Genomic DNA, 17,551 nt, shown 5'->3' on the forward strand with positions numbered 1-17,551 from the left:
CGCGGGCTCAGGCTGGCGGAAATGGGCCATGTCAGCGCTGGTGGCCGCGGCTGAGGCGGTTTCCGAACACGCCCATCCGCGGTCGGGGCGGCAGGCCGGGCCCGATGTGCGGGACCGGGGCCGCGGAGCCGGTGTTCACTGCCCGCAAGGCGCGGGCGAAGAGCTTGGCGTCCTGCACAGCCTGCAGACCGTCCGCTTCGGCGCTGATCCGCAGGACGATGTCTTCCTGCGCGATGGTGCCGCTGTAGCCATGATCGGCCTCGCACTGCGGGTCCCCGCAGCTGGCCGGGCCCATGTCCAGGCGCTGGCCGCCGGACCACGCAATGGAGAGCGTCAGCTCCCGGACGGGGTCGGAGGGCTTGTAGTCCTGCGGCTGGGCGTAAACGTAGCTCAGGACCACCGAGCGGATCTGGGTTACGGGGACGGACTCGGTCGATACCTGCGCGACGGTCTGCTCGCCGGCCTCGTCAAGCTGCTGGTCGTCCACGTGGGTGATGACCAGCATGTCCTCGGTCAGCACCAGGACCGTAATGTGGCGGCGGACCTCGGCGCGGTCGAAGTGGGTCTCGAGATGAACCAGGTGGGCCACGCAGTCGCGGCCGTCCAGGGCGTCGGCGACGACGTCGGCCACGAGCCGGGGGTAGAAACCGGCCTGCTGGAGGGACCCTTCCAGGCTCTGGCCCTGCGCACTGTGGTCATGGAGCCCGTGGTGGTGCGCGGTCTGGCGTCCGGGGGCGGTCGCCAGGGGCTTGGGTGTTGGAGGCTGGGAGCTCATAGACTCCATTTTCACAGATCGGCTGGGGACTTGCTAACTGCCCGGCCCGGAATGCGGCTTAGGGCCGGGCAGCAACCGGCCTAACTGCGCATCGCCCGGCGTGCGCTGTCTGTGCGTTGGGCGGCGTTCGCGATCCTGACGTCGGCGGCAAGGATCGAGGCGCCGTCGGGCCCGGCGAGGACGGGGTTGAACTCAACCAGGGCCACCTCCGGATGGTTGTCCTTGAGCCTGGTGAGGCGGGCGGCGAGATCCTCCAGCGCCGTGGCGTCAACGGCCGGCAGGCCCTGGTACCCGAAGAGTTTCCTCGACGCCCGGGGTGCCCGGATGAAATCGTGCACATCGGAGCCGGAGAGCGGCGGCACACGGTGCGCCCAGTCATCGAGGAGGTTCACGGCGTCGCCGGCCAGGCCGAAAGAGATGACCGGTCCCAGCAGCGGGTCTTCGATGGCGCGGAAGGTGCAGGCCTGCCCGACCGGCATCATCGTCTGCACTTCCAGGGACGGGGACCCGTACCGCTCAAGCGACTTGCGCATTTGCGACACGTTGAGCCGCAGGGAGTCCGCGTCCTGGATGTCCAGCCGCACGCCGCCAAGGTCCAGCCGGTGCCGAAGTGCGGGATCTGTAGTCTTTAGTGCCACCGGCCAGCCGAGCTGCCCGGCCGCCGCTACGGCCTCCTCCGCCGTCTCGAATCCCACGGACGGGACCACCCGGATGCCGTAATGGCCCAGCAGCCGTGCGGCTGTGTCCTGGTCCAGCCGGACGAGCTGCTCGCCGCCCACCTTGCGCAGCAGCTGCTCCAAGTCCTCCCGGGTGGCGTCCGGGTGGCAGCCCTCGGGTTCCACGAAGAGGCCCTGGTCCCGGTCCAGCCACTGGGCGTACCGCACGACGGCGGCCAGTGCCGCCACCGCCGCACCCGGGTTGGAGTAGCACGGAACCGGCAGGGCGAGCACGGAGTCGTGTGGGTGCTCCGGCTCCGCACCGACCATGCCCTCCACATAGATGGACGGATCAAGAATTCCGCTGAACGCTGCCACCACGGGTTTACCGGCCGCCGCCGAACATTCAGCCAGCACGCCGGCGATCTTTTCGACCGTAAGACCTTGCGCAGGAAGCAGCGCCACCACCGCCGCGTGCACGGTGTCGGCGGTCAGGATTTCCTGCAGGCTCCGCCGCAGGGCCGGCAGCGCCCGGGACATGCCCACATCGAGATCAAGGTCCCCGATGATCCGTTCCACTCCGAGCCCCTGCCTGGCTGCACTGTCCGCGACCACCTTGCCCAGCGCGCGCGAGTTGCTGAAGACGGCGATTCCCGGGCCCCCGGGCAGCGGCTGGCTCGACACAATCTGGGCGACATCCATGAGCTCTTCAATGGTCTCGACCCGGATCACGCCGGCCTGGCGCATCATGGCGTCCAGCGCTTCCGGGGGCGCCAGCGTGGTGCGGACGGCGTGCCCAGGCGGCAGGTTCAGGCCCATGGCGTTGGACTTGGCCACAATCACGGGCTTGGTCCTGGCGAGGCGTCGGGCCAGCCTGGAAAACTTGCGCGGGTTGCCGATCGATTCCAGGTACAGGCCCACGGCAGTGGTGTCGGCGTCGTCCTCCCAGTACTGCATCATGTCGTTGCCCGAGACGTCCGCTCGGTTGCCGGCGGAGAGGAAGGTCGAGATGCCGACCCGGCGGCGGCTGGAGGCGGCGTAGAGCGAGACACCGATCGCGGCCGACTGGCTGAACAGGCCCAGGCCACCGCGGCGTGCCAGGGCCGGCGCCATCGAAGCGTTGAGGGACACCGCAGGGTTGGTGTTGACGATGCCCAGGGACGCCGGGCCGATCACGCGCATGCCGTTGGCACGTGCCTGCCGCACGAGTTCGCGCTGGCGCGCGAGGCCGCGTTCGCCGTCGTCCGCGTATCCGGCGGTGGCCACCACGATCCCCTTCACTCCGGCTGCCGCGCATTCCTGGACCACCTTGGGAACCTCGTCGTACGGGACCGCGATGATGGCGAGCGTGACCTGGCCGGGGACCTCGGAGAGCCGGGCGAAGGAGAGCATGCCGGCGAGTTCCAGGGCTTCGGGGTTGATCGCATAGACCGGGCCGCTGAAGCCGCCTTCGATGACGTGCTCAAGGAGCTGGTATCCCACTTTGCCCCATTGGCGGCTGGCGCCGATTACGGCGACCGATGACGGGGCGAGCAGCTCCTGGATGCTGCGCGCCTCGGCGCGGTGCTCGCGGGATTCCATCACCGCACGGGACTTGTCGGTGGGGTCGATGTTGAACTCAAGGCTCACCACGCCGTCGTCAAAGTGGCGTTTGACGTCGTAGCCGGCATCGGAGAACACCATGAGCATCTTGCGGTTCTCCGGGAGCACTTCGGCGCTGAATTTGCGGATCCCGTTCTCGCGGGCGGCCGCGGCAAGGTGTTCGAGCAGGATGGAGCCGATGCCGCGGCCCTGGTGGGCGTCGGCAATGTTGAAGGCGACCTCGGCCTCCGCCGGGTCGTCGAGCCGGTCGTAACGGCCGATCCCGAGGATTTCGCCGCCGATGGTGATCACCAGGGCCACCCGGTCTTTGTAGTCCACCTCAGTGAAGCGCTTGAGTTCCTTGGCGGAGAGCTTGGACTTGAAGGCGAAGAAGCGCATGTAGATGGACTTCTGGGACTGACCCACGTGGAAGGCCTGGACAGCGTCGGCATCGGAGGGGTGGATGGGGCGAACATGGGCGGTGCCGCCGTCGCGCAGGACAACATCGGCTTCCCAATATTCCGGATATACGCCGTCCGCGGGCTGATCCACCATAGGCTTAGCCTAGTCATAAACTTACGCAGTACCCGTTCAGCACTCCCTCAGAAGGACCCACCAGCCTTATGGCACGCCGCCAAACCACGCCCCCGGCAGGGGAAGCCAGCCAGGATTTCACCGAAAACATCGTTGATATCGATGTCACGTCCGAGATGGAAGGCTCATTCCTCGAATACGCCTATTCGGTGATCTACTCTCGGGCCCTCCCGGACGCCCGCGACGGGCTGAAGCCCGTGCAGCGACGCATCCTGTACATGATGTCCGACATGGGGCTCCGCCCGGACCGCGGCCACGTCAAGAGCGCCCGCGTGGTGGGCGAGGTCATGGGCAAACTGCACCCGCACGGCGACGCCGCGATCTACGACGCCATGGTGCGCATGGCCCAGGACTTCTCCCTCCGGCTGCCGCTGATCGACGGACACGGCAACTTCGGCTCGCTCGACGACGGTCCCGCGGCCCCCCGCTACACCGAGGCCCGGCTGGCGGCCGCCGCCCTGACCCTCACGGACCACCTCGACGAGGACGTCGTCGACTTCGTTCCCAACTACGACAACCAGCTGACCCAGCCAGACGTGCTGCCGGCCGCGTTCCCGAACCTGCTGGTCAACGGCGCCACGGGCATCGCCGTCGGCATGGCCACGAACATGGCCCCGCACAACCTCGTGGAAGTCATCGCCGCCGCCCGGCACCTGATCGACAACCCGGACGCCACGCTCGAGGACATCATGAGGTTCGTCCCGGGACCGGACCTGCCCACGGGCGGCCGGATCGTGGGCCTGGACGGTATCCGCGACGCCTACGCCACGGGCCGCGGCTCGTTCAAGACCCGGGCAAAGGTGGAAATCGAGCAGCTCTCGGCCCGCCGCACCGGCCTGGTGGTCACGGAACTGCCGTACATGGTGGGCCCGGAAAAGGTCATCGAGAAAATCAAGGACGCCGTCAACGGCAAGAAGCTCACCGGCATCAGCGACGTCGTGGACCTCACCGACCGCAAGCACGGCCTCCGCCTGGTCATTGAGCTCAAGAACGGTTTCAACCCCACGGCCGTGCTGCAGCAGCTCTACCGCTTCACCCCCATGGAAGACTCCTTCGGCATCAACAACGTCACGCTGGTCGATGGCCAGCCGCAGACCCTCGGGCTGCTCCAGCTGCTCTCGGTCTACGTGGACCACCGGATCAACGTGGTCCGGCGCCGCACCGCGTTCCGGCTGGGCAAGAAGAAGGACCGCCTCCACCTGGTCGAGGGCCTTTTGGTCGCGATCGTGGACATTGACGAGGTCATCCAGATCATCCGGTCCTCCGACGAGGTTGCCGCCGCCCGGACCCGGCTGATGTCCATTTACGACCTCTCCGAAATCCAGGCCAACTACATCCTGGAACTGCGGCTGCGGCAGCTGACCAAGTATTCCCGGATCGAACTGGAGAAGGAGCAGGAGGAGCTGCGCCGGGAGATCGCCGAACTCGAAGCGATCCTGGGCTCCCCCGCACTGCTCCGCGCCCTCGTGTCGGATGAACTGGGCGAGATCGCGGAGAAGTACGGCACCCCGCGCCGGACCGTGCTGCTGGAATCCGAGGCCGTCTCCCCCACCGTGGCAGCCGCCGTGGGCGCCCCCGCCGGAGCCAAGGGCAAAGCCGCGCCGCTGGCCCTTGAGATCGCCGACGATCCTTGCTGGGCCATCCTCACCGTGTCCGGACAGATCGCCCGCACCGCCAACCAGGACAGTCTGGCCGAGGCCGGCCCGCGGACCCGGCACGACGTTTTCTCCTCCGTGGTCAAGACCACCGCCCGTGGCGAGATCGCGGCCGTGACGTCGCAGGGCCGCATGCTGCGCCTGCAGGTCATGGACATGCCTGTCCTGCCGCCAACTTCAGGTACCCCTAATATGGCCGGCGGAGTACCGGCCAAGGACTTCATCACGCTCCTCAAGGGCGAGACGCTGGTGGCCTTCGCGCCGCTGGACCAGGTCCTGGCCATCGGAACAGTCCAGGGCGTGGTCAAGCGGGTGCAGCCGGACTATCCGCTGAACCGCGAGGACTGGGAAGTGATCGCCCTCAAGGACAAGGACACCGTTGTTGGCGTTGCGCCCGCCGGGTCCGACGACGTCGACCTCGTCTTCATCACGCGTCAGGCCCAGCTGTTGCGCTTCGGCGCCTCCGCCGTCCGCCCGCAGGGACGGACCGCCGGCGGCATGGCCGGCATCAAGCTGGCCGCCGGGGACCGGGTGATGTTCTTCGGGACCGCCAGCTCCGCTGACGCCGCCGCCGTCGTCGTGACCATTGCGGGGACCGACGGCGCCCTGCCGGGCACGGCACCCGGGGCTGCGAAGGTCACCGCGCTGGAGGAATATCCGGCCAAGGGCCGGGCCACGGCGGGCGTGCGCGCTCACCGATTCCTCAAGGGCGAGGACACGCTGCTTCTCGGCTGGGCCGGCCATGGTCCGGCAAAGGCTTCCTCCCTGGCCGGCGTGGCGCGCTCACTCCCGGGCGAGCATGGCCGCCGCGACGGCTCGGGAATACCGCTGTCCCAGGCGATCGACGCGATCGGACCCAGCATGGCGTGGGCAGAGGAACAGGCCGCCGGCACGGACGCGTAGCCCCACGGAGCACGCACAGGTGTGAGGATAACGCAGCCCGGCCGGAGTCGTTTTCGCGATCCGGCCGGGCTGCGTTTACTTGCGTTGACTGTTTGTGATCTGGATGCGGGACCGGGCCCGACCGACTTCGAGAGGCCTCGCCTGCATTCAGTGAACGGGCCGATTAGGGCATGTGGCTGAGGTTCAGGATGTTGCCCTCGGTGTCCAGGAACCAGGCGGCGGTGCTTCCGTCCGGAGTGGCGGCGATGCCGTCCTCGGTTTTTAAGCCCGGGAAATCGTATTCCTCGAAGACGACTCCCTTGGCGCGGAGTTCGGCAACAGTTGCCGGCAGGTCATCGACCAACCACCCGATCTGTGTGTTCTTGGCTGTTCCGGCGTTGGGTGTCTGATACAGGAGGAACCCGCTTCCCCCACCGCATTTGTACTGCAGATTGTCCTCGGCATCCGGGTTTTCGGGCTCGAGCCCGAGCTTATCGCGGTAGAAATCCCGCGCACGGGTGATGTCCGCTGCCGGTAGCACTGCAACGGCTTGCACGTCCTTGAGCATGGCTATTCCCTTTCCAGGCCCACCCCCCGGGAGGAATGATACTCCTCCCGCCGCCCAAGTACCTGTGAGCCGAACAGCGGATTCCAGCGGTCTCCAGCTGCGTGGCCTGGGCCTTTGTCCGTAGTGCGGGGGCTACTGCTTCGGCTGGCGTCGCGGCGCCCGCGAGAGCCGTGAGCCGTGAGCCGTGAGCCGTGCCTGGAATCGCCGTGCCGAGAGTCGCGGTCATCGCTTGACGAGCCTGGTCCTGCGGCGCCCCTGTCGCTCTGCCCCGTGGGGCACGGTCACGCGGCGCGCTTTCCTCTGCCCCGCGCAGCTCTTTCATCGGCGCCATTCACGCCGCACGCGGGCGCTTTCCGGCCGGGCATCCCGTTTCATTCGCACCCAGTCCCCGGACCGTGGTCATGCGGCGGTGGTGAGGTCGTCGGGGTGGAAGTAGTGGTTGCGGCGGGGCGCCTGGCGGGGGTCGAGGTGGGGTGGCGGGATGAACCAGGGGATCCCATTGGTGAGCCGGATGCTCCAGTTTTCTTTGTGAATTACGTGGTGGTGGTGGGAGCAGAGCAGTGTGCCGTTCTCCGTTCCGGTGGTTCCGCCGCGGGACCAGTAGGTGATGTGGTGGGCGTCGCACCAGGTGGCCGGGATTGTGCAGCCGGGGAAGGCGCAGCCCCGGTCCCGGGCAATGAGAGCCTTGCGGATGTGGGGCGGGAAGATCCTGGATGCCCGCCCGATGTCCAGGACCCGGCGGCCGCCGCCGAGGACGACGGGGATGATGTCCGCGTCGCAGGCGATCTGCCGGACGGTGGAGGCGGTGACGGGCCCGGTGAACAGCAGCGACCCGGTGCCCATCCCGCAGTCTGTCCCGGTGCCGGACCCGGGTGTCCGGTCTGCCGGTCCCGGCCCGTCGGCGTCGTGACAGTTGTAGGCGGCTGTGTCGAGCCGGGTGAGCAGGTCGCGGTAGTCGATGGTGGCCAGAACCTGCGGCCGGAGCCCGCCGGTCGCGGGCAGGGTCCCGGCGGTGAGGGCGACCTTGCACGCCCCGACCAGGCCGTCGAGCAGCTTCTGGGCCCGGGAGCGCAGGTCCGGGGACGGCAGCCCGGGATCCTGGCCCGGTAACCCGAGGTCCTCGGCCGGTAACCTGTCCGGGCCGGCGGAGTTCCCCGCGGCCGGGACGGCGGCCGAAACACCCGCGACGGTCACTGCCTCGGCCGCTCCAGCGCCGGCAGCCCAACTGGCGGAACCCTCCCCGGCACCCGCAGCCTTGCCCGTGTTGTCCCCGGAGTCCTGGCCGCTCGCGGCGGATTGCCCGGCGGTGCCAGCGGCCGGGGAAGCCGCCGGCACCGTCGCGTCCGTGGGGTTGGTGCGGGGGTTGGCGCCGGTGTTCATGACGGTCAGGAGGTGTTCAAACTGTTCGGTGGTCGCGTAGATCTCCACGTGGTGCAGGCCGTGGCGGCGGCGCCGGATGAAGGCACCCTGGAGCTGGCGCAGCAGTTCCTCGGAGGGTTCCGTGCCGTCCTGGTCCAGCGCGTCGGCCCAGGAGCAGGTGACACGGACCAGGAAGTCGGCGTCGTTCTCCGCGGCCGTGCGGGTCAGGGCGTGTTCCATCCGGGCCTCGGCGTCGGTGCCGCACAGGGGCCTGACCCGATCCAGCGCCACCGCGATGACGCTCGCGGCCCGGGAGGCGACCTCCCCGGCCGCGACGGCGGCGGCGAGCTCCGGGTGCGCGGGCGGTGCCTGGCGTCCGGCGAGCCCGGGCCGGGGCAGCAGCCCTCGGCCAGGGACAGCCGGCGTCTGGCCTCCGCGGCGCCGATCCGCAGCCGCGCCCGGAGGAACTCCACGGTATTCCGGAACCCGTCATCCGCCGCCGCCCCGGCCTCCCCGGCATCCCCGGCCGCCGTGACGGACCCGGAGAGGGCACCATCCCCGGCCACAGACAAACAGGCCGCATCGGCCGTGCCTGCCGCAGGGGTGCCGGCAGGGTCCGACGCTCCGGATGGACCGGTCTCCCAGCCGGCGGGGCTCTCACGCCAGCCCGTGGTCCACGACGTCGCAGCCCCGGCAGCCGAAGCCGCGGCGGCGGCCGTGGACTCCTTCCTGGTCCGGTCCACGGCTGCGGCCGCCACGAGCTGCAGATACTCCGCCGTGCGGGAAATCTCCTCCACCCGCCCGGCGAAATCCGACGCGGCCCGGAAACCCCACGACGCCGCGTCCTCCCCCGCCGTCGCACTCACCGCCCGCAGCACGGCCAGGGCGCCGTCCATACCCTCAACACCGCCCAAGCATTCAACGCTGCACGCGCCGTCCGCGCCGGAGGGCCGGGCCGGGTCCAAACCCAGCCCCGCGTCCCCGCAAGGAGCGTCCCCGCATGCAATGAAATCCCTGGTGGCTTCCATAACCTAACCATCGCAGAGGGGTCTGACAATTTAGACAGCACTGCGCAAAACACCGGCTGCCGCATCGGGTCGGGATGTCCGCAGGAACAAATGCACCTACACTGCTGGAATGCCTATCATTCCGGATGCCAAGGACTGGACCTGGTTCCTGTCACGGCCTTGCCCCGAGTGCGGTTTCGATGCCTCCGCCGCAACTCCCGCCACCACTCCCGGGATGGTCACCAGCATGCTCCCGCGATGGCGGGCCGCCCTCCGTCGGCCGGACGCTGCGGAACGCCCCAATGAGGCCACGTGGTCTGTCCTCGAGTACGGCTGCCACGTCCGGGATGTCTTCACGCTCTTCGATCACCGTCTGAACCTCATGCTGACCGAGGACGACGCCCGGTTCGATGACTGGGACCAGGACAAAACGGCAATCGAGCAGGACTACACCAACGCCGACCCAGCCGTGGTCTCCGTCGAGCTGACTGCCGAGGGCGAGCAGATTGCCGCGTCCTTCGCACGGGTCCCGGAGGAAGATTGGGGCCGTAAGGGGACTCGGAGCAACGGCTCGGTGTTCACTGTCCTGACCTTCGCGCAGTACTTCCTGCACGACGTCGTCCATCACCTCCACGACGTGGACGGCTAGTACGCGGTTGGCCGGCACCCAGGCGGCTGCAGACGGCGAGTAACCAGACGGACGGTGGGGTCTGCGCACCTGAGGACTGTCCCTAGCGTGGTCCCCTACCCCGCCGGCTGGAGAACTTTGTCCCACGCCATGCTGCGGTTGACGGCCGCGTAGCCCATCTTGATGTAAAGCGCGAGGGCACCCGTAGGGTTTTCCGAATCGACGTCCAACGAGGCCACATCCATTCCCGCGGCGGCGAAGCGGCGCATGGCGTCGGCCAGCAACACCTGAGCGATGCCGCGGCCTCGGAACTCCCGCCGGACGCCCAGGAGCTCTGTGTAGCCCTCACGGAAACCCCGGGTCTGGGCTCCTTCGGCGTCGTGGGTGGCCAGCTGGTAGCCGGCCACCGTCCCGGTGGAACGGTCCAGTACGACGCCGCTCAGATCCGGCCGGGCTTGGGGATCGTTCACCACAAATCCCCAGGATTCCTCGTCCCGGGGTTCGCTGCCCCAGTGATCCCGGAACGCCGAGTTGTGCGCCAGCCGCACGGGCTCATGCAGCGCCGGCCCAAACGTTACGAGCTCCAGTCCGGGATCGAGAACGACTTCGGGTACCACCTGGTTCAGCGGCCGGTGCATCTCGTTGTAGTAGCGGATAATTTCGTAGCCCGAACCGGCGAACAAGGCCGCCTGGTGGTCGTGCTGCTGCTCCATGTAGAGCCGCAGCCTCGGGCGCAGCACCGCCGCCACTCCCGGGACTGCCGGCACATCGCCGTCCCCGGCGGCCGCCGTGCGCGCGCCGCCGGCCTCGTCGGTTCCTCCCGCCGCCCGTGCGTCCTCGGCGAAGCGGGCCCGGGTCCGTTCTTCCATCCAGCCCAACAGCCCGGTGCCGATCCCGCTCCCCTGCCACTCGGGATCGACGCAGCCCGAGCCATTCGCCTTGTCACCGTCGCGGTTCTTGGTAATCCGGGCGTAGGCGCGGGCAACGCCGTCCGGCTCAAAGCCGAGGATGGTGTTCGCCATAACCGGGTTGTTCTTCGACTCCAGGATCTGTTCCAGATCCGCCCGGCGTTCAAACCAGACGGGTTGTTCGACGGCGGCGGTCCGGGCGATCAGCCCGGCCCACGCATCGAGGTCGCGGTGCTCTGCTGCACGCCAGAGAAGCCGGGGATCGAGCGGCGGCCGGGGCTGGAGCTCGTCGTTTCGGGTCATGCCAACAGGCTAACGGGCGGCCTAACCCCGCGCCAGCATCGCGGCCGGCGCCGGACCTTCCCCCGCGTCAGCGGCAGCCGCGGCATCGAGGTCGAGCCTGGCGTCCGCGGCGTCAATATCGTTCGGGTTGTGGGTGACAAGGACGACGGTCCGGTCGCGCAGCCCTTCCCGCAGTTCGGCGAGCATGAGCCTGCCTGACTCCGCGTCGAGGTGCGCCGTCGGTTCATCGAGCAGAATGACGTCGGCTCCGGTCATGAGCGTGCGCGCAACGGCCAGGCGCGTACGCTCGCCGCCGCTGAGGAACGCCCCGCCCGGGCCGAACCGGGTGTCCAGTCCGTCCTCGAGCCGGGCCAGCAACGGACCGAGTCCGACGGCGTCCAGGGCCGCACGCATCTGCTCTTCGCCTCCGGCCGACAAGGCCTTCCCGGAGGCCGCCGGAGCAGGCTCCGGGCGGGCCAGCAACAGGTTGCCGCGGATGGTCGAGTCGAACAGGTGCGCCTCCTGCGGGCACCACGCGGCGCGGCCGCTCAAGTACAGGTGGCCGCCGGCCGCGGGAAGGAAGCCCAGGGTCGCGGCCAGCAGGGTCGATTTGCCGGAACCGGAGGCCCCGGTGACGGCCAGCCAACGCCCCGGCCCAGCCTCGGCGGTGAGTCCGACAAAGACGTTGCGGCCGCCAGGCCACGCCACGGCCAGGTCCACGAGTTCGATTCCCGGCGCCCCTCCGGGCCGCGAAGCCACGGGCACCAGCCCGCCGGCAGCGGCGCCGTCGCCCTCCGGTTCATCATTCGCCCGCGAGTCCAGGACCCCTGCCTCGCCGATCCGCCGCAGCACGGCACGCAGCGCCGGGTACTGCCGGACGGCCGTGGTGATGGCCGCGTAGGGGTCCACCAGGGCAAGTTGCACGAGGACGACGACGGCGACCGTTGCCGGTTCGACGGCGCCGCTAAGGGCGAGCGGGGCAGCCAGCAYGGCGGCGGCAAGCGCGGCCCCGGTGCACGCCAGGACAGTCAGTGCCTGGCCGAGCCCTTCGGCCCACGCCGACCGCTGGGAAGCGGCCGTCGCGGACCGATCGGCCCGGCTGATCGCATCAAGCACAGGGGCGCTCACGCCGTTCGACTGGAGTTCTGCACGGGCGTCCAAGGCGGCGGCGACGTCCCGGAGCACGCCGGAACGGAGTCTCTGCTCGGTGCCGGCGGACATCCGGTCGGCGGCCAACGCGAGCGCAGGGGCAACGAGGAGACTCAGCACCGCTGCCGCCCCCACGGCGGGCAGCGCCGCGGGAAGTAGCAGCCCGATCCCGACCACAGCGGACGCGGCGACAGCAACGGCAGTCACGGGCGGGAGCACGACGCGGGGCAGCAGCTCCCGCACAGTGTCGACGTCATCCACCACTGTGCCCAAGACGTTGCCGCCCTGCAGGAGCTGGCGCAAAGACAGTGCCCGGCGGCTCAGCGACTCCCACAGCCGGCCCCGGAGCCTGGTCAGGGCGGCGAACACGGCGTCATGCAGCAGCAAACGCTCGGCGTACCGCAGGCACGCCCGGCCGATGCCGAAGAACCGGACGCCGACAATCGCGGTGAGCAGGTAGAGGATGGGCGGCTGTTCGCTGGCACGGATGATCAGCCAGCCGGACAGCCCTGCGAGGGCGACGGCGAACAAGGCCGCCAGCGTGCCTACGACGCCCGCGGCGGCAAACCTGCCCGCCACCGGGGCCAGCAGGCGGCGCAACTGGGCGGCGACTGTTCCGACCGGGCTTGCTGACCCGTCCGGATCAGCGGAGGCCACAGGGGCGGCGGCACGCGCCGGGCCGTTCGACGTCGGGACTCCGCTCGCATACGGCGACGGCGTCCCGCCAGGAGCTGCGTCAGGGCCTGTATCAGGGCGTGGGGCTGCGTTCAGGGCCGAAGTCGAGCTCGTCGACGCGACGCTCACGGCGGAACGCGCTCGGACGGCCGCACCCTGCACGCCCAGGTCTCCCCCGGAAGTTGCCGGCAGCAAGGTCGCGGAGTCCGGATGCCCGACGACGCTAAGCTGCCCGACCCCGTGCTGCCCCCCACTGCGCGGCGCCACAGACACAAGCGCGTCGGCAAGGTCCCGGGTGTGCCGGTCGTGCGCGACGAGGAGTACGGTGACGCGTCCCCGGAGTCCGGCTAGGGCGCGATTGACCGTTGTGGCGGATCCCCGGTCAAGATGGGCGGTGGGTTCATCCAGGAGCAGCACGCTGGCGCCCGCCTCGATCCGCGCCAGTCCGCGGGCCAGCGCCACGCGCCGCAGCTCCCCCGGGCTCAGCTCGGCCGGGTGCTTGGCGGCCAGATGCTCCGCGGCCACCGCCGCCAGGCACCGCCGAGCGGCTGCATCGCTTTCTGAGCCCGCCAAAGTACCGGCGTCGGCCAAAGTGCCTGCGCCAGCCAAAGTACCTGCGCCGGCGTCGCGTCCGTAGACGGGAACGCCGAGATACAGGCGGATCTCATCCAGCACCGTGGACGCCACCATGACGGGGTGCTGCGGCACCCAGGCGACGTCCGCCGTCGTGAGTCCTCCAATGCATCCGGATACGTCGGTTCCAGTGCCCGTCCCGATGGTCCCCGCGAGGACTCCGAGCACTGTGCTCTTGCCGGCGCCGCTGGGGCCATCAAGGGCTGTGATCCGGCCGGCAGCGGCGGTGAAGCTCAAGGGGCCGACGGCGGCGTCCGTGCGTCCGCCGAATCGAACGCTCAGCCCGTCCACGGTGACGGCCGGCGGCCCGGCGGCACCTCGGGCAATGGCGGCGGCCGGCGCCGGGACCAGTGGAGCGGCTCCCGGGTCCGCCAGGACGGCAGTGGTTTCGGCGAGCGCGGCCCGGCCTTCGTCGCTTGCGTGGTGTGCGGTGCCAAGCTCACGGAGCGGCAGGTAGCAGTCGGGGGCCAGGATGAGGGCCAGCAGGCCGGCCTCCAGCGCCATGTCCCCATGAACCAGGCGGACGCCGATGAACACGGCCACCACGGCAACGGAAATCGTGGCGATGAGCTCCAAGGCCAGGGCGGAGAGGAAGGCCGTGCGCAATGTCCCCATGGTCCGGGTGCGGTATTCCTCGGACATGTCCTCCAGTGCCTTGCGCTGGGCGGTGGCCCTTCCCAGGCCCACCAGGACGGGCAGGCCCTTGGCGAGTTCGAGCATGTGGCCCGAGAGCCGGGCCAGTGCGGACTGGGCTTCCCTGACCCGTTCCTCTGTGTACCGGCCGATTAGGATCATGAACAGCGGCACCAACGGCACGGTCAGCACGATCACCACAGCGCTGATCCAGTCGGCGAACAGGATGCGGGCGCCCAGCAGCAGCGGGATGGCCGCGCAGTTCACCAGAGCGGGCAGGAACTGGGTGTAGTAGTTGTCCAGGGCATCCAGCCCCCGCGTTGCCAGGATGGCGAGCCCGCCGTCGGTGGGCCCGGCCCGCCGCGTTCCGTTCCTGAGCGCCTGCTCCAGCAGCTGGTTGCGGAGTTCTTCCTTGACCCCGAGCGCCGCCCTTCGCGAGGCCACCGACTGCCCCCACACGGTAATTGAGCGCAACACGGCCCCGGCAACCCCGAGAACCAGCTGGTCCGCCCAGCCGGGGTCATGCGCCACGAGCCCGGCGAGCATGGATGCCACTGCATGAGCCATCAGTACAAGGGACAGCGCCTTCAGGGCAGCCAGCAGGCCCAGCAGGTAGAGCGCGGAACGGGTCGCCGGGCCGGCGGGGAAGGGTCGCATCAGGGAGTTAGTCCTTAGGTGCCAGTGCTTTGGCGGCGATCGCGGGAAGGAAACTGTGGGCCTCGGGAATGTGCGCCGCGCTCACCCGGCGCCGGAACACCCAGTATGTCCAGGCCTGGTATGCCAGGACCAGTGGCAGACCGATGCAGGCCACGATGCTCATCAGTCCCAGGGTGTAGTCCGAGGACGAGGCGTTGGAGACTGTCAGGTTGAACGCCGGATTCAGCGTGGATGGCAGCACCACGGGGAATGCGGCGCCGAAGATTGATGCGCTGCCGAGCAGGAGGAACGCCCCCAGCGACAGGAACGCACGGCCTTCTGCACCCTTGCGGGCGAAGTTCCACGCCAGCACTGCCGCGACGACGGCGGCGACGACGGCGGCGATGGTCCAGGCTTCGCCGCTGAGAAGCTGCAGGCTCACGGCCCAGCCGGCAATCGGCAGCAACAGCACGGGCAGCAACCGGACAAACCAGGCCCGCGCCCGGTGTCGGACTTCGCCGTCGGTCTTCAGCGCCAGGAACCCCAGCCCGTGCAGGAGGGAGAACCCCACGACGGCGAGGCCGCCAAGCACGGCGTATCCGCTGAACCAGGCGAACGGTCCGCCCTCGCGGTCACCGTTGGCATCAATCGGCAGTCCTGTGGTGGTCAAGGCCAGCGCGGCACCGACGCCGAAGGCAGCGACGAACGAGCCTGCCGCGATGGCCCAGTCCCAACGGGCCCGCCAGCGCGGGTTGTCCACTTTGCCGCGGTACTCGAAGGCAACCGCACGGAAGATGAGCGCCACGAGGACCAACAGCAGCGGAAGGTACAGCGCGGAGAACAGGGAGGCGTACCACAGCGGGAAGGCCGCGAAGGTGGCACCCCCGGCGGTGAGGAGCCAGACCTCGTTGCCGTCCCAGACCGGGCCGATCGTGTTGATCAGGACGCGGCGCTCCGTGTTGTTCCGGGCGAATACTTTCATCAGCATGCCGACGCCAAGGTCGAAGCCCTCGAGAAAGAGATAGCCGGTCCACAGCACCGCGATGGCAATGAACCAGATGGTGGGTAGCAGTTCCATGCTGAGAATCCTCTGCGCTTTTCTTGGGGGTGGCTGGGTTAGGTGGACGGGCGGCTAGTAGGCAAACGCCAGGACGTCGTCGCCGTCGGGTTTGCCCGGAGTCCCGTCCGGAGGCGTGCCGTCCTTCGGCGTGTCTTTTGGTGCGTGAGCGAGTTCCGGCATGGCCGAGGCCACGCCGCCGCGGATGTACTTGACCAGGAGCTTGACCTCCACCACCAGCAGCACAGCATAGATGGACGTCAGGACCACGAGGGAGGTCAGGATCTCACCGGCCGAGACTCCCGGGGAGACGGCCGCGGCGGTGAACATGAACACCTGGTCGACGCCGCTGGCGTCCGGGTTGGGGGCGACGACGAATGGCTGGCGGCCCATCTCGGTGAAGATCCAGCCCGCGGCGTTGGCGCCGAAGGGTGCAAGGATGCCGAAGACCGCAAGGCGCATGAGCCCGCGGGAGGCCGGTACCGTTCCCTTGCGGGTGGCCCACAACGCCAGGAGGGCGGCCAGTGCGGCCACGCCGCCGAAGCCGATCATCATCCGGAAACCCCAGTAGGTGACTTCCATGACGGGCACGTATTGGATTTGGTGGCCGGCACGGTCCCCGTAGATGGGGTTGTCCGGCAAAGTGGTGCCGTACTTGGCCTCGTACTCGCCCAGCAGGCTGTTCACGCCCTTGACCTCGGTGGTGAAGTCTCCCTTGGCCAGGAAGGACAGGATGCCGGGTACCTCGATCACGGCCACGATGTCGTCGCAGTTCTTGGAGCCGACGTTACCCACGCTGAGGACTGAGAAGCCGGTGCCGTCGTGGCAGGCTGCCTCGGCAGCGGCCATCTTCATGGGCTGCTGCTCGAACATGAGCTTGCCCTGCAGGTCCCCGGTGACGGCTGTGCCAGCGAAGGAAATCATGGCGACAACGGCGCCGATCCGCAGGGATCGGATCCAGACGGTGTGGTCGTTGCGGTCACGGCCGAGGATGCCGGCGGCTTCGCCGGGAATGACCTTGCCGTCGGCCCCGACCGTGTCGATACCGTCGTGGCGCCGCCGCCACAGATGGTACCAGGCGATGCCGAGGAGGAAGGCCCCGGCGACGGCGAGGGCACCGAAGAGGGTGTGCGGCACGGCGACGAGGGCGGTGTTGTTGGTGAAGACGGCCCACGCGTCGGTCATGACGGGCCGGCCGTTGACCATTTCGACGCCGACGGGGTGCTGCATCCAACTGTTGGCCACGATGATGAAGTAGGCCGAGAAAACTGAACCAATCACGGCGACCCAGAGGCAGGCCAGGTGGACGCCGGGCTTGAGCTGCTTCCAGCCAAAGATCCACAGGCCAAGGAACGTTGACTCGACGAAGAAGGCCAGGAGCGCCTCCATGGCCAGCGGGGCGCCGAACACGTCACCGACAAAGCGGCTGTACTCGCTCCAGGCCATGCCGAACTGGAATTCCTGCACGATTCCGGTGGCGACGCCCATGATGAAGTTGATCAGGAAAAGCTTGCCCCAGAACTTGGTCATGCGCAGATATTCCGGCTTGCCGGTGCGGTACCAGAGCGTCTGGATCACAGCTACCAGCAGCCCGAGGCCGATCGTGAGCGGCACCATCATGAAGTGGTAGACGGTGGTGATTCCGAATTGCCAGCGTGCGATTTCCAAGGCGTCCAAGGCAGTCCCTACTTTTGGCTAGGTCCGAGCAACTTCTACGTGGCGTAGAAGTGCGTCTTCTACAGAGTGTAGAACACAATGGCACTTCCCCGTAACTCAGACTCCCACGGCGCGTCACGGCCTGCAATGGCCGAATCGCCCCGCCCCCAGCCTCCCTTTTCGGCCCCCGCACAGCCCCCGACCGGCCCCCTCAGCC

At 68.8% G+C, this 17,551-nt stretch carries 11 protein-coding genes; 3 read left to right on the forward strand and 8 right to left on the reverse strand.

The window, feature by feature from the left end; genetic code table 11:
- Positions 1–31: 31 nt before the first annotated feature.
- Complete coding sequence (locus AB4089_RS13895) at positions 32–775, reverse strand: DUF5998 family protein (protein WP_441409865.1); 744 nt, start codon at positions 773–775, stop codon at positions 32–34.
- Between the two features lie 80 nt (positions 776–855).
- Positions 856–3,567, reverse strand: a complete 2,712-nt coding sequence (locus AB4089_RS13900; RefSeq protein ID WP_441409866.1) for a bifunctional acetate--CoA ligase family protein/GNAT family N-acetyltransferase — start codon at positions 3,565–3,567, stop codon at positions 856–858.
- 68 nt (positions 3,568–3,635) lie between these two features.
- Here AB4089_RS13900 and AB4089_RS13905 point away from each other — a divergent pair, with 68 nt between their 5' ends.
- A complete protein-coding gene (locus AB4089_RS13905; RefSeq protein WP_441409867.1) occupies positions 3,636–6,164 on the forward strand; it encodes a DNA gyrase/topoisomerase IV subunit A in 2,529 nt (842 codons plus the stop codon).
- Between the two features lie 163 nt (positions 6,165–6,327).
- Here AB4089_RS13905 and AB4089_RS13910 read toward each other — a convergent pair whose 3' ends face one another.
- Together AB4089_RS13910 and AB4089_RS13915 are read right to left on the reverse strand one after the other, a co-directional pair.
- Positions 6,328–6,711, reverse strand: coding sequence for a VOC family protein (locus AB4089_RS13910; protein WP_441409868.1), 384 nt, complete (start codon positions 6,709–6,711; stop codon positions 6,328–6,330).
- A 399-nt stretch (positions 6,712–7,110) separates the two neighbouring features.
- Positions 7,111–8,367: a DUF222 domain-containing protein gene (locus AB4089_RS13915; RefSeq protein WP_441409896.1), complete on the reverse strand. Its 1,257-nt coding sequence runs from the start codon at positions 8,365–8,367 to the stop codon at positions 7,111–7,113.
- Here AB4089_RS13915 and AB4089_RS13920 point away from each other — a divergent pair.
- Together AB4089_RS13920 and AB4089_RS13925 are read left to right on the forward strand one after the other, a co-directional pair.
- Positions 8,302–9,105, forward strand: a complete 804-nt coding sequence (locus tag AB4089_RS13920; protein ID WP_441409869.1) for a hypothetical protein — start codon at positions 8,302–8,304, stop codon at positions 9,103–9,105. The two genes, AB4089_RS13915 and AB4089_RS13920, sit on opposite strands and share 66 nt — an antisense overlap.
- Before the next feature lie 102 nt (positions 9,106–9,207).
- Positions 9,208–9,726 carry a DinB family protein gene (locus tag AB4089_RS13925; protein WP_441409870.1) on the forward strand — a complete coding sequence of 173 codons (519 nt, stop codon included), beginning with the start codon at positions 9,208–9,210 and terminating at the stop codon, positions 9,724–9,726.
- Positions 9,727–9,821: 95 nt separating this feature from the next.
- On the opposite strand, the gene AB4089_RS13930 is transcribed toward AB4089_RS13925, so the two are convergent.
- From AB4089_RS13930 to AB4089_RS13945, 4 genes are read right to left on the reverse strand one after another with little or no spacing between them, the layout of a single operon-like run.
- Positions 9,822–10,916 (reverse strand): GNAT family N-acetyltransferase, encoded by a 1,095-nt coding sequence (locus AB4089_RS13930; RefSeq protein ID WP_441409871.1) that lies wholly within the window; start codon positions 10,914–10,916, stop codon positions 9,822–9,824.
- Between the two features lie 21 nt (positions 10,917–10,937).
- Positions 10,938–14,642: a thiol reductant ABC exporter subunit CydD gene (gene cydD, locus AB4089_RS13935; RefSeq protein ID WP_441409872.1), complete on the reverse strand. Its 3,705-nt coding sequence runs from the start codon at positions 14,640–14,642 to the stop codon at positions 10,938–10,940.
- Positions 14,643–14,649: 7 nt separating this feature from the next.
- Positions 14,650–15,699, reverse strand: coding sequence for a cytochrome d ubiquinol oxidase subunit II (gene cydB, locus AB4089_RS13940; RefSeq protein WP_441409873.1), 1,050 nt, complete (start codon positions 15,697–15,699; stop codon positions 14,650–14,652).
- A 54-nt stretch (positions 15,700–15,753) separates the two neighbouring features.
- Complete coding sequence (locus AB4089_RS13945; protein ID WP_441409874.1) at positions 15,754–17,355, reverse strand: cytochrome ubiquinol oxidase subunit I; 1,602 nt, start codon at positions 17,353–17,355, stop codon at positions 15,754–15,756.
- Between the last annotated feature and the right edge of the window lie 196 nt (positions 17,356–17,551).

The organism is Arthrobacter sp. 2MCAF15 (assembly GCF_052115605.1).
GTDB lineage: Bacteria > Actinomycetota > Actinomycetes > Actinomycetales > Micrococcaceae > Arthrobacter.

Coding starts and splice junctions, on each gene's coding strand:
- AB4089_RS13910 (WP_441409868.1), bottom strand. CDS start 6,711: ATGCTCAAGGACGTGCAAGCCGTTGCAGTGCTACCGGCAGCGGACATC.
- AB4089_RS13900 (WP_441409866.1), bottom strand. CDS start 3,567: ATGGTGGATCAGCCCGCGGACGGCGTATATCCGGAATATTGGGAAGCC.
- AB4089_RS13925 (WP_441409870.1), top strand. CDS start 9,208: ATGCCTATCATTCCGGATGCCAAGGACTGGACCTGGTTCCTGTCACGG.
- AB4089_RS13895 (WP_441409865.1), bottom strand. CDS start 775: ATGAGCTCCCAGCCTCCAACACCCAAGCCCCTGGCGACCGCCCCCGGA.
- AB4089_RS13905 (WP_441409867.1), top strand. CDS start 3,636: ATGGCACGCCGCCAAACCACGCCCCCGGCAGGGGAAGCCAGCCAGGAT.
- AB4089_RS13930 (WP_441409871.1), bottom strand. CDS start 10,916: ATGACCCGAAACGACGAGCTCCAGCCCCGGCCGCCGCTCGATCCCCGG.
- cydB (WP_441409873.1), bottom strand. CDS start 15,699: ATGGAACTGCTACCCACCATCTGGTTCATTGCCATCGCGGTGCTGTGG.